The 11,997-nt window shown below is 64.9% G+C and carries 15 protein-coding genes; 2 read left to right on the forward strand and 13 right to left on the reverse strand.

The genetic code is table 11. From position 1 onward, the window contains the following. Positions 1 to 11 precede the first annotated feature (11 nt). The 3 genes from BO1_RS25680 to BO1_RS25690 form a co-directional block, all read right to left on the reverse strand. The gene (locus BO1_RS25680) at positions 12 to 1,019 is read right to left on the reverse strand and encodes an SIS domain-containing protein (RefSeq protein WP_028219999.1); all 1,008 of its coding nucleotides are present in this window, start codon (positions 1,017 to 1,019) and stop codon (positions 12 to 14) included. Further along, entirely contained in the window at positions 1,012 to 2,115 is a 1,104-nt protein-coding gene (gene nagA, locus BO1_RS25685; RefSeq protein ID WP_028220000.1) for an N-acetylglucosamine-6-phosphate deacetylase, read from the reverse strand. Before nagA ends, BO1_RS25680 begins: the two co-directional genes overlap by 8 nt. A gap of 118 nt (positions 2,116 to 2,233) precedes the next feature. Beyond that, positions 2,234 to 2,968: a GntR family transcriptional regulator gene (locus BO1_RS25690; RefSeq protein ID WP_028220001.1), complete on the reverse strand. Its 735-nt coding sequence runs from the start codon at positions 2,966 to 2,968 to the stop codon at positions 2,234 to 2,236. A gap of 444 nt (positions 2,969 to 3,412) precedes the next feature. Between BO1_RS25690 and BO1_RS52750 the strand changes: the two genes are divergently transcribed. Further along, positions 3,413 to 3,832, forward strand: coding sequence for a MarR family winged helix-turn-helix transcriptional regulator (locus tag BO1_RS52750; RefSeq protein ID WP_043286484.1), 420 nt, complete (start codon positions 3,413 to 3,415; stop codon positions 3,830 to 3,832). A 184-nt stretch (positions 3,833 to 4,016) separates the two neighbouring features. On the opposite strand, the gene BO1_RS25700 is transcribed toward BO1_RS52750, so the two are convergent. The 6 genes from BO1_RS25700 to BO1_RS52755 form a co-directional block, all read right to left on the reverse strand. Beyond that, entirely contained in the window at positions 4,017 to 4,829 is an 813-nt protein-coding gene (locus BO1_RS25700) for a MetQ/NlpA family ABC transporter substrate-binding protein (protein ID WP_028220002.1), read from the reverse strand. A gap of 249 nt (positions 4,830 to 5,078) precedes the next feature. After that, on the reverse strand, positions 5,079 to 5,726 hold the full coding sequence (locus BO1_RS25705) for an SCO family protein (RefSeq protein ID WP_028220003.1): 648 nt from the start codon (positions 5,724 to 5,726) through the stop codon (positions 5,079 to 5,081). Positions 5,727 to 5,730: 4 nt separating this feature from the next. Beyond that, positions 5,731 to 6,645: a heme o synthase gene (gene cyoE / locus BO1_RS25710; RefSeq protein ID WP_028220004.1), complete on the reverse strand. Its 915-nt coding sequence runs from the start codon at positions 6,643 to 6,645 to the stop codon at positions 5,731 to 5,733. 11 nt (positions 6,646 to 6,656) lie between these two features. After that, positions 6,657 to 7,766 (reverse strand): COX15/CtaA family protein, encoded by a 1,110-nt coding sequence (locus BO1_RS25715; RefSeq protein ID WP_028220005.1) that lies wholly within the window; start codon positions 7,764 to 7,766, stop codon positions 6,657 to 6,659. A gap of 38 nt (positions 7,767 to 7,804) precedes the next feature. Beyond that, the gene (locus BO1_RS25720) at positions 7,805 to 8,425 is read right to left on the reverse strand and encodes an SCO family protein (protein ID WP_043286487.1); all 621 of its coding nucleotides are present in this window, start codon (positions 8,423 to 8,425) and stop codon (positions 7,805 to 7,807) included. A gap of 206 nt (positions 8,426 to 8,631) precedes the next feature. After that, entirely contained in the window at positions 8,632 to 9,390 is a 759-nt protein-coding gene (locus BO1_RS52755) for an SURF1 family protein (protein WP_043286472.1), read from the reverse strand. A gap of 105 nt (positions 9,391 to 9,495) precedes the next feature. On the opposite strand from BO1_RS52755, the gene BO1_RS25730 reads away from it, so the two are divergent. Beyond that, on the forward strand, positions 9,496 to 9,705 hold the full coding sequence (locus BO1_RS25730) for a twin transmembrane helix small protein (protein ID WP_028220007.1): 210 nt from the start codon (positions 9,496 to 9,498) through the stop codon (positions 9,703 to 9,705). 198 nt (positions 9,706 to 9,903) lie between these two features. On the opposite strand, the gene BO1_RS25735 is transcribed toward BO1_RS25730, so the two are convergent. From BO1_RS25735 to BO1_RS25750, 4 genes are all read right to left on the reverse strand, one after another. Then, positions 9,904 to 10,761 carry a cytochrome c oxidase subunit 3 gene (locus BO1_RS25735; RefSeq protein WP_028220008.1) on the reverse strand — a complete coding sequence of 286 codons (858 nt, stop codon included), beginning with the start codon at positions 10,759 to 10,761 and terminating at the stop codon, positions 9,904 to 9,906. A gap of 129 nt (positions 10,762 to 10,890) precedes the next feature. Then, positions 10,891 to 11,142 carry a DUF2970 domain-containing protein gene (locus BO1_RS25740; RefSeq protein ID WP_052409600.1) on the reverse strand — a complete coding sequence of 84 codons (252 nt, stop codon included), beginning with the start codon at positions 11,140 to 11,142 and terminating at the stop codon, positions 10,891 to 10,893. A gap of 35 nt (positions 11,143 to 11,177) precedes the next feature. Next, positions 11,178 to 11,759, reverse strand: a complete 582-nt coding sequence (locus BO1_RS25745) for a cytochrome c oxidase assembly protein (RefSeq protein WP_028220010.1) — start codon at positions 11,757 to 11,759, stop codon at positions 11,178 to 11,180. 62 nt (positions 11,760 to 11,821) lie between these two features. Continuing rightward, entirely contained in the window at positions 11,822 to 11,968 is a 147-nt protein-coding gene (locus BO1_RS25750; RefSeq protein ID WP_028220011.1) for a cytochrome oxidase small assembly protein, read from the reverse strand. Positions 11,969 to 11,997: the final 29 nt, after the last annotated feature.

The raw sequence follows: 11,997 nt of genomic DNA on the forward strand, positions 1-11,997 counted from the left end.
AGCGTTCCAATCTAGTGGGTTTCGGTGACTTTGTTCAGGTAGCGCGGCTCGTCAGGGTTGCGGCCGCGCGCGGCGGCGAGACTCGCCGCCATCACGTAGAACGAAAGAATGGCGGCGATCGGATCGAGCGCCGGGTCGGCCGTCGTCACGAGCGGCAGCGTGGCCTCCGGCACGTCGGCGGGCGCGGCGAGCAGCACGCGCGCGCCGCGCTTTTGCATGTCGCGCGCGAGCTGCACGAGGCCCGCCTGCTCCGGTCCGCGCGGGGCGAACACGAGCAGCGGATAATCGCGGTCGATCAGCTCCATCGGGCCGTGGCGCACTTCGGCGCTCGAGAACGCTTCGGCCTGGATGCCCGAGGTCTCCTTGAGCTTGAGCGCCGCTTCCTGCGCGATGGCAAGACCCGGGCCGCGGCCGATCACGATCATCTGCGAGACGTCGCGCAGCTCGTCCACGGCCCGCGACCAGTCGAGCGCGCCCGCGCGGTCGAGCGCCGCCGGCAGTGCGCGCACGGCGTCGAGGAACGCGGCGTCGCGCTGCCAGAACGCCACGAGCTGCGCCGACATCGCGAGCATCGCGATATAGCTCTTGGTGGCCGCGACGCTCAGTTCGGGGCCCGCGAGCAGCGGCAGTTCGTTGCCCGCGGCTTCGGCGAGCGGCGAGCCGCCCACGTTGACCATGGCCGCCGTGAGCGCGCCCGCGTCGTGCAGGGCGCGCATCGTGGCGACAAGGTCAGGACTCCTGCCCGATTGGGAAAAAGCAAGGGCAAACTGGCCCTTTACGCGTAATGGCGCCTGTTGCAGCGTCGCGATCGACATGGGAATCGAGGCAACCGGCACGCCGATGCGGCTCATCGTGAGCGAGGCGAAATAGCTCGCCGCGTGGTCCGAGCTGCCGCGTGCGACCGTGAGCGCGACGTGGCGCGGCTCGGCCTCGAGCGCGCGGGCGAGCGCCTCGACACGCGAGGTGTCGGCGAGCTGCGCGGCGACGACGCCGGCCGAGGCCAGCGCTTCTTTAAGCATATTCGACAATCGATTCTCCTTCGACGTAGGTCGCGGTAAGCGTGAGTTCGCGGTCGAACACGTTGGCATCGGCCCATGCGCCGCGCGCGAGGCGGCCACGGTCTTCGATGCCGAGATAGTCGGCCGCGTAGCGCGACAGGCGCGCGGAAACATCTGCGATGGGCAGGCCGAGCGAAACGAGATTGCGCAAGGCCTGGTCCATGGTGAGGGTGCTGCCAGCGAGCGTGCCATCCGCGAGACGCACACCGCCGAGGCATTTGGTCACGTGCTGGCTGCCGAGGCGGTATTCGCCGTCGGGCATGCCGGTGGCCGAGGTGCTGTCGGTCACGACGTAGAGGCGCGGAATGGCGCGCAGCGCCGCGCGGATCGCGCCCGGATGCACGTGCAGCAGGTCGGGGATGATCTCCGCGTATTCCGCGTGGGCGAGCGCGGCGCCGACCAGACCCGGGTTGCGGTGATGCAGCGGCGACATCGCATTGAAGAGGTGCGTGAAGCCACACGCACCGTGCTTGAGCGCGGCGACGGCATCGTCGTAGGTCGCGAGCGAGTGGCCGAGCTGCACGCGCACGCCGCGCGCCGCCATCTCGCCGATGATCTCGATATGGCCCGCGATTTCCGGGGCCACGGTCACCACGCGGATCGGCGCGATCGACAGATACTTGAGCACTTCGTCGAGCACGGCGGACACGGCCGCGTCGGGTTGCGCGCCGAGCTTGCCCGGATTGATGTACGGCCCTTCAAGGTGCACGCCCAGCACGCGCGCGCCGCCCGGCGTGCGCCGGCGCGCCACGTCGCCGAGACCCGCGACCACGCTCATCAGTTCGTCGCGCGGCGCGGTCATGGTGGTGGCGAGCAGGCTCGTCGTGCCGTAGCGCGCGTGGGTGCGCGCGATGGTTTCGATGGCGTCGCCCGCTTCCATGACGTCGGCGCCGCCGCCGCCGTGCACGTGCAAGTCGATGAAGCCCGGCAGGATGTAGGGCTCGTCGTTCTTCGCCGGATCGACGGCCTCGCCCTCGATCGACCTGATGCGTCCGTTTTCGAACGTCAGCGTGCCGTTGATCCAGCCACCCGGGGTGAGAATGTTTCCGCTCAGCATGAGATTTTTCCGATTTTGCGCACGACAAATTGGGGTGCGCGATGAGTCGTGACGGTGACGTGCATGAGAGATTCGTGGCGCGGCGTTCCGTTCCCGCGAGCCGTCTTCGCTACTGCGTTCATTGCCTGAGCTCCGCGACGAAGTCGTAAAAGCCGTCGCGGCAATAGGTATCGGTGAGTTCGATGGCGTGCTGGTCGCGCGAAAAACCCACGCGCGTGATCACGAGCAGCGCCGCACGCGCCTCTACGCCCATCAGCGTCGCGATTTCGCCTGTCGCGTTGACCGCGCGGAAGTGCTGGAGCGCGCGCACGACCGGCACGCCGCGCCCTTCGAGATACGCATAGAGCGAGCCGTCGATGGCGTGCGGGTCCGGCACGATGGACGCGGGCAGCGCCGAGTGCTCGACGGCCATCACGATGCCGTCCGCGCGCCGCAGGCGCCGCAGGCTCGCGACCGAGGCCCCCGGCGAGAGCCCAAGCTGCACGATCTCCTCACGGTGTGCCGCGCGCAACTCGCGTTCCAGCCAAACCGAGTCAGGCGTGAAGCCGCGCTGCTCCATCTTTTTCGTGAAGCCGGTCAGCCGCGAGAGCGGATCTTCGACACGCGGCGTGATGAAGCTGCCGGCGCCGCGTGCGCGCCGGATCAGCCCCTGCTCGACCAGCAGCTCGATGGCCTTGCGCGCCGTGATGCGCGATACGCCGATGGCGTCGGAGAGCGTGCGCTCCGAAGGCAGCGCCTCGCCCGCCGACCACACGCCGCAATGAATGGCCGTCGCAAGATTGCGCGCCAGCTGCAGATAGAGCGGCGTGACGTTGCGCGCATCGGGCATCAGGGCAGACCAACGGGTTTCCATGGAACTCCGGCCAGCGGTTGGACAGATCGTGGGGGCTTCCGGACAAACCATCTGACACTTTCAACGTTGCCGTCGTGGTCACTGCCCGGTGCAAATTTGAGCCCATTATATAACCACAATAATACCAGTCAACATGCGCGAGAACCGCATTTCGATCGGCATAAATACCTTATAAATCAATAGTTTATATGATTTACAAAGGCTCTCCGGGTAGCGCGACAAGTATCGGTATTTTCCCTGGAGAGATACCTGTGGGCTCTTTTTGAGAGACCAGCAAGCCTCTCGGAGCACCAAACAGACAGACCAAAGTGATACCAAGTCAGGACCACCAGTCTGTTTCGGGGACACAACGACGACACCGCTGCGCCCTGACATCCCATATAGTGACAACTGACAAACATCAACAAATGACGACGGGGTACAAAGTTGTCAAACGATTCCACCATGAAACGGCGCGCCGAGGCCGTCCTGCAGTTCAATCGCTTCTATCGAAAATTTCTTGGCGAGCGACACAGCGAGCTCCCGCGCACCTCTTTTTCCTTGACCGAGATTCGCATCCTGCGCGAGCTGGAGAGCGGCCGCACGGATACCGCTGCGGCACTCGCACGCGACCTGACGCTCGACTCCGGCTATCTGAGCCGGATCCTCACCGGATTCGAGCGTCAGCAGTTGATCTCGCGGCGCGCCTCGGAAGCCGACGCGCGCCAGACGCTCCTGAGCCTGACCGAAACGGGGCGAGCCGCTTGCGCATCGCTTGCCGCGGCGGCGATCGGCGGTGTGGTGGGCTTGCTCGCGACACTCTCGATCGCCGAGCAGGAACAGTTGATCGACGCGATGGAACTCGTGCAGAAGTTGCTGGGATGACAGTGCCACTCCAGGCGTGGCTGTAGCGGGCCTCGCACCACGCGACACCCATCGTAGGACCTGCCCGGCCACGCTGCGGGCGCAAAAAAGCCGCTTACAGGAAGCGGCTTTTCTTTTGCTGGATCGCCAGCGGGCGCGGCTTGTTGGCCGCGCGCTGCGATCGGGAGCGCGGATTCGGCGTCGCTTAGAACGACGGAATCATCGAGCCCTTGAACTCGCTCTTGATGAACTGGCGCACGTCTTCCGACTGATAAGCCGCGACCAGCTTCTTCACCCACGGCTTGTCCTTGTCCTGGACGCGCACGGCGATCAGATTCGCGTACGGGCTGTGGATGTCTTCCAGCGCGATCGCGTCCTTGGTCGGCTGCAGGCCCGCTGCCAGCGCGTAGTTCGTGTTGATCACGGCGGCGTCCACGTCGCCGAGCGCGCGCGGCAGTTGCGCAGCGTCCAGTTCGACGAGCTTCACCTTCTTCGGATTGTCGGCCACGTCGAGCGGCGTCGCGTTGTTGCCGTTCGTACCCGCACCGGCGCGCAGCTTGATCACGCCCTTGTTCTGCAGGAGCAGCAGCGCGCGGTTCTCGTTCGACGGGTCGTTCGGCACCGCGACCTTCGCGCCTTGCGGCAGGTCATTCAGCGACTTGAACTTCTTCGAGTACACGCCGATCGGCGAGATGTACGTGAGGCCCGCGTTCACGAGCTTGTAGCCGCGCTGCTTGATCTGGCTGTCGAGGTACGGTCCCGTCTGGAAACTGTTGGCGTCGAGGTCGCCCGAGTCGAGTGCCGCGTTCGGCTGCACGTAGTCGTTGAATTCGATGACCTTCACGTTCAGGCCTTCGCGCTTGGCGACCTTCTGGACCACGGCCCAAACCTGGGCGTCCGGACCGGAAACGGTACCGACCTTGATGACCTTGTCGTCGGCGTGGGCGCCGAAGCTGGCTGCGAGCGTGGTGGCGGCGACGCCGGCGAGGAGAGCTTTAATCAGATTTCTGCGCTGCATGGAGAGGATGTTCCTGCTTGTTGCGTGTTTGTTACTGTCGTGTCCCGGCTGCGGCGGCATTGTGTGCCGCCCGCCTGGAGGGCACAAATGGTCTCATATGGCACTGGCCGCGCGAAATATAGAAATCGCATACGGGTATACCAGCGGGCGCCAGTGAGGGGTAGCAGCTTGGGTCGCGCCTTCGGCGGACCGCAAAGCGCCAGTGGCCTAACCCGACCGGCCTGAACGACCTGGCTGGCCCAGGCGTCCTCAGTCGTTCGAGGCGAGCAGGATCTTCAGATCGTGCAGCCAGGGGGTCACGCCCTGCCCGTCGCGCGCAAAGAGGCGCAGCTTGCCGGTGGTGTCGAACACGTAGCTCGCGGCGGTGTGATCCATCGTGTAGCTACCGGGCGTATTGCCGGGCACCTTCGCGTAGTAGACGCGGAAGTCCTTCGTGACCTGCTTGAGTTGCGCCTCGTCGGCGGGGCGCAGCGCAATGAAGGTGGGATTGAAGGCGCTCACGTACTGGCTCAGGATCTGAGCGCTGTCACGCTCAGGATCGACGCTCACGAAGAGCACCTGCACACGCTTCGCGGCATCGGGGCCCAGTTGCTGGAGCGCCTGCGAAAGCTCGGCCATGGTGGTCGGGCAGACGTCCGGGCAATGCGTGTAGCCGAAGAACAGCACGACCACCTTGCCCTTGAAGTCGGCAAGCGAGCGCATCTTGCCGCTCGTGTCCGGCAGCGAGAAGTCCTTGCCGAACTGCGTGTTGCCGGTGATGTCGAGGTTCGAGAACGACGGCGGCTGCGGACCGCAGCCTGCGAGCATCAACGTGCCGCCGAGCGCGCCCGCTGCTGCGAGCGCAATGAGAGAGACACGCGCGGCACGCGCCGCGCGCGCGAACAGGGAGCGGGCCATACCGTTACATCCCGATGAGCGCGTGCACGTAATGATCGACGAGCAGCGCGGCGAACAGCACCGAGAGGTAAACGATCGAATAGCGGAAAGTCTTGCGTGCGAGCGCGTCCGAATACTCGAGGTAGATCTTCCACGCGTAGGCGAGGAACACCGCGCCGAGCAGGACCGCCGCGACGAGATACAGCATGCCGCTCATGCCCGAGATATAGGGCATCAGCGTGACCGCGAACAGGATCACGGTATAGAGCAGGATGTGCAGGCGCGTGTACTTCTCGCCGTGCGTGTTGGGCAGCATCGGCAGGCCGGCGTTTTCGTAGTCTTTGCGGCGATAGAGCGCGAGCGACCAGAAGTGCGGCGGCGTCCACACGAAGATGATGAGCACCAGAATCCAGGCGTCGCCGGGCACGTGGCCCGTGACGGCGGCCCAGCCGAGCGCCGGCGGCATTGCGCCCGAGGCGCCGCCGATCACGATGTTCTGGGGTGTGGCGGGCTTGAGCAGCAGCGTGTAGATGATCGCGTAGCCGATGAAGGTCGCGAACGTGAGCCACATGGTGAGCGGGTTGGTGAACGTGTAGAGCGTCCACATGCCGATGCCGCCGATCAGCGCGGAGAACAGCAGGATCTGCACGCTGGTGATCTCGCCGCGCGCCGAAGGACGCCAGGCCGTGCGACGCATGCGCGCATCCACCTTCTGCTCGACGAGGCAGTTGATCGCGAAGGCTGCGCCGGACGTCAGCCAGATGCCGACGGTGCCGCCGACCAGCTGTTTCCAGGGCACCATGCCCGGCACGGCGAGGAACATGCCGATGACCGCGCAAAACACGGCCAATTGAGTGACGCGGGGCTTCGTGAGCGCGAGATACTGCGAAATCCGGCTGCCGGGCCTGCCAGGATTTTGGGAGAGGGTTGTACTTTCCATAGGGGGCGGGATCACACCGCAGCGGTATCGCGCGCAGGGAGGACGGCGCGGCCGGGGCGGCTACAAGCAATTCGAAAGTTTAGCACGACGACCAGAAGCAACAGGATCGCCGCGCCACCGTTGTGCGCAACTGCCACAGGCAGCGGCCACTGCAGCACGATGTTCGATAGTCCGGTCAAAAACTGGATCGCGATCACGATCAGGACCCAGTTAGCGGGGCGCCGCAGTGAAGCGTAGCGGCGCAACTTGAGGGCGAACCATACCAGATATGCGATCACGGCGAACGCGAACGTGCGGTGCGTCCAATGGATTGCAACGAGTGCGTCCTGGGTGATCACATCGCCGTTGCCGTCCATGCCGAGCGCGCGCCAGAGGTGGAAGCCGTGGTGGAAGTCCATCGGCGGGATCCACGCGCCGTTGCAAGTCGGGAAGTCCGTACAGGCGAGCACCGCGTAGTTCGTGCTCACCCAGCCGCCCAGCGCGATCTGCACGACCAGCAGCACGAGCGCCGCCAGCGCGGCCACGCGCCAGCGCGCGGCGTCAGGCTCGAACGTGGGCAGCGGCGTCATGCGCGCGGCGAGCCACGCGAGCGCGCCTAGCAGCGTCAGGCCAAGCATCAGGTGCGTGGTGACGATGATGGGCTGCAGCTTCATCGTGACCGTCCATGCACCGAACACGCCCTGCACGACGATCAGGCCGAGCAGCGCCGTGGGCCACCACGGCGAGACGTGCAGCGGCATGCGCTTGATGCGCGCGCGCCAGGCGATGGCCGTCTGCGCGATGATCAGGACACCGATGGCCATCGCGAAATAGCGGTGAATCATCTCGATCCACGCCTTCGTCATGCTCACGGGCCCGCTCGGCATTGCGAGATGCGCGGCCGCGATCTGCGCATGCGCGATGAACGGCGACGACGTCCCATAGCAGCCCGGCCAATCGGGGCAGCCGAGGCCCGAATCGGTGAGGCGCGTGAAGCCGCCGAACATCACGAGGTCGAGCGTCATGAAGGTCGTGAGCCACACGAGCTTGCGGAACTTGTCGTCGTCGGCCTTCACCCAGACCCACGACAGCGGCAGCAACGCGATGCACAGGCCGATCAGGCCCAGCTCCAGGATAAACATCTCTCGTACTCTTTTCTGTCAGACTCGCGCTGCGCACCTTAACCGATACGCGACCACTTGAGGAGTTTGGTCACGTCTTCTTTGATCCTGGACGGATCTGGCTGCGTCGGAAACCGCATCATCAGGTTGCCGTTGGGATCGACCATGTAGATGTGATCGGTGTCCTTCGTCGTGTTGGTGGCGGGCAGCCAGGCGGCCACCGAGGCCGGATCGGCGCGCAGCATGCGCGTATCCGGATAGGCGGTCTTCAAGGCGGCCGGCACGCTGGCATCGTCGGTGCGCAGCCAGACCATGACGATGCGCTCGCGCTCCTGGCCTTGCGTCGCGCGCACCTGGCGCATGAAGTAGAGCTTCTTCGCACAGGCCTCGTCGCACGCACCGCCGTCCACCGAGATCATGAGCCAGCGGCCCTTGAGCGAGGCAAGCGGGACTTCGCGGCCATCGTCGCCGGTCACCATCAGCGCGGACGGAATCGTGCGCTGCGGCTCGATCAGCGTGCCGTAGCTCGTCGTGCCGCCCTTCGGCTTGATCACGTAGTACGTGAAATAGGAGATCGCGATCGGCGCGGCGCACATCAGCGCGATCAGCAGCAACATCCAGCGGCCGCGCTGCCATGAGCCCTTCGGTGGCGCGCCGTTCCGGGGCGCGCCCTTCGGCACGGCGCCCTGCGGCTGTGCGCTCCGGGTCGTGGCGCCCTTCTGCAGCGTTGCGCTGCGCGAAACCTGCGATGAATCGGGAGAATGCGTCGACACTGCTTGAACCTCGTTTCTGTCGCTTCCAGTTATCCATGCGCTGCCATGTCGCAGCGAATCCTTGCGCCTGATGAACCGCCCGGCGGCGCGATCGGCCAGAAGCTCATCGATCGTCAGGCGTCCTTCGTGCTGTGCGCCGGCTCCTGCCCACGCCCTCCGCTGCGCCCTTTTGTCGCAGCCCGGCGGGCCGCGTAGAGGCCGAATCCGAGCGCCGCGGCCGCCATGCCCCACCACTGGAGCATGTAGCCGTAGTTGCGTTCGACGTCCGCGACCGGCACGGGCCAGTCGCGCACGAGGCCGTCCTTGAAGGCCGGCAAGAAGCCCGTTTGCTGGATCACGAAGGGCTGCAGCGGCAGCCCGGTTTCCGCCGCGTAGGAAGCGACGCCGAGATTCTGCCGTATCTTCTGATGCGCTGCAGAGCCGCCCGCACCCAGCTCGAAGGCACGCGAGGCGTCCGCGCGCGCAATGCCCTCCACTTCGACCGGCCCCGTGGGTGTCAGATAGGGCGCGATCCGCTCCCGGTCCTCGATGTTGCGCGGCAGCCAGCCGCGGTTCACGAGCACGTAGCCGCCGCCTTCCAGTTTAAGCGGCATCACCACGTAAAAGCCTGGCTGGTCGTTATAGGGACGATTGTCGAGATACACCACGCGCTCGGGCATGAACGTGCCTTGCGCCCGCACGCGATGAAACTCGATGTCCTTGAGCGCGACCGGCGCGGCGCCCACCGGCTGCGGGTTCGCGTTTTCGTAGCGCGTGATCTGCGCCTGCAGCGCTTCCTTTTGATGGGCGCGATCGCGTTGCCAGAAGCCGAGGCGTATGGTCACGGCCATCACGACCAGGATGAGCAGCGCGGGAACGAGCCGGATCTTCATTGGGCCCATCCGATGCGGCGCATTCGAATGACCGAACCCCGTGCCAGGGAGCACGGTGCGATAATGAGACAGGCGTTTTCAGGCGTGCCAACTTCCGTGAACTTCATGCACATACTTGTCCCCATTGCGTTTGCGCTGATCATCACGAGCATGATCTCGGCGCTCTACTTCATGATGCACGACCGGGGCCGCACCAAGCGGATGGTCTGGTCGCTCGCGACACGCGTCGGGCTGTCCATCTCGCTGTTCCTCTTCATCCTCTTTGCGCACTGGATGGGCTGGATCCAGTCCACCGGGATTCCTTACGGCCGCTGAGCGCGGCGCCCGCACTCGCGCCTCCCGGCGCTCTGGCCTTCGCAACATCGCCGGGCCGTTTCGCCCCCCTGCATCGTCCAATCCCGCAAAAGCCAAGGCGCCGCGCCGACAATGTCGGAGCGGCGCCCTGGTTTTTATTGTGCCCGCTGCGCAGCGGTGATCGCGCGCCGCGCGAATGGCTGGCGCTTTACGGCCGCTTTACAGCCAGTACACGACCACGTAGAGGCCGAGCCAGACCACGTCCACGAAGTGCCAGTACCATGCGGCGCCTTCGAATGCGAAGTGGTGCTCCGCCGTGAAGTGGCCGCGAATCAGCCGGACCATCACCACGGTGAGCATCGTGCCGCCGAGGAACACGTGGAAGCCGTGGAAGCCCGTGAGCAGGAAGAACGTTGAACCGTAGATGCCCGAAGCCAGCGTGAGATTCAGTTCGTTGTACGCGTGAATGTACTCGAAGGCCTGCAGGCACAGGAAGCACAGGCCCAGCACGATCGTCCCCGCGAGCCACGCGATGGCCTTTTTGCGGTGATCGTCGCGCAGTGCGTGGTGGGCGACCGTGAGCGTCGCGCCCGAGGAAAGCAGCAGCGCCGTGTTGATGGTCGGCACGGGCCAGGGCGTCATCGAGCGAAAGTGCGAGACGAGCTCCGCCGGGCCGCGGTTCGGCCACACCGCCGTGAAGTCCGGCCAGATCAGCTTGTAGTCGAGGCTGCCGAGCTGATGCAGTGCGATTTCACGCGCGTAGAAGAGCGCACCGAAGAACGCGCCGAAGAACATCACTTCGGAGAAGATGAACCAGCTCATGCTCCAGCGATACGACGAGTCGACGCGCTTGCCATACATGCCGCCTTCCGATTCGGAGATGGCGTCGCCGAACCAGTGCCAGAGCGTGAAGAGCAGCCACAGCAGACCCGCGGCCACGCCGATCGGCCCCCACGATTCGCCGTTGATCCACGAGGCGAGCGACGAGAGCATGACCAGCAGCCCAATGGACGCACTGATCGGATGCCGCGACGGGTGCGGAATGAAGTAGTACGGGCTATCGTTTTGGCCGCTCATGCCTGATTCTCCAATTTCCAGTTGCTCCGGACAGTGCCGGCTTTTGCCGACTTCTGCCGGCGGTCTGTCTTCGTTATTCGTTCTGTGTTCCCGGGCGCGAGAGCAAGCGTCCTCATCGCTGCGTCCGGCTTATCCCACCACCGCGTGCACGATCAAGAGCAGCACGACGATGAACAGCACCGCGCCGATGAGCCCCGCCGCGATCAGCGCCAGCGGATGCAACTGCGCGGCGTCCGCTTCGAGATCGGCACGCTTGCGTATGCCGAAGAACGACCACGCCACCGCTTTCGCCAGTTGCAGCACGCCGCTCTTCTTTTGCTTCGCCGCGCCGGCGCCCTCTTTTGCGCCGCCGCTCTCTTCTTTCCTGTCGTTGCCGCTCATGCGCGTCGTCTCACTGGCGTCACGCCTCACTCATCTCACGCGCCGGCCGACTGCTTCGGCGCCGTCTGTGCCGCAGGCTTGTTCAGCTCGAAGAACGTGTACGACAACGTGATCGTCGTTACGTCCTTCGGCAGCTTCGGATCGATCACGAACACCACCGGCATGCGCTTCGTCTCGTTCGCCTTCAAGGTCTGCTGCGTGAAGCAGAAGCACTCGATCTTGCGGAAGTACTCGGTTGCCTGCTTCGGCGCGTAGCTCGGAATCGCCTGCGCGTCGATCGTGCGTCCTTCGTTGTTCGAAATGTCGTACATCACCGTCGTGACTTCGCCCGGATGCACATCGAGGCTCGTCTGCTCGGGCTTGAAACCCAGCAGCCCGCGCGCGTTCGCGTCGAACTCCACCGAGATCGTGCGCGTCATGTCCACCTGCGTGTTGCGCACCTCGCTCTCGGAGGCGTCGCGCTTCACGAGGTTGTTGACGCCGCTGAACTGGCAGATCGCGCGATACATCGGGATGAGCGCAAAACCAAAACCGAACATCAAGAACGCGACCACGACGAGCTTGATGAGCATCGAGCGGTTGAACGCGCGATCGCTGCGAGAGTGCTGCGTAGACATCGGACTTCCTCGTACGAACAGCCGCGCTCACGCCGTTGCGTTGCGCCTCACTGCCAATGGCTTCAATGCGCCAGGCCGCCGAAATACACCTGCTTCACAACGGCACCCAGAAAAAAGACGGCGACGATGGCCAGCAGAATCAGGCCGAGCCGCAGATTGCCCGCACGGATCTGTTCGGGCGTACGTCTTTTTTGTGGATTCCGGGTCATGCTTGCGTGGCCAGTGTTGCTAGTGTTGC

The organism is Paraburkholderia oxyphila NBRC 105797, from assembly GCF_000685075.1.
In the GTDB taxonomy this organism is placed as follows: domain Bacteria; phylum Pseudomonadota; class Gammaproteobacteria; order Burkholderiales; family Burkholderiaceae; genus Paraburkholderia; species Paraburkholderia oxyphila.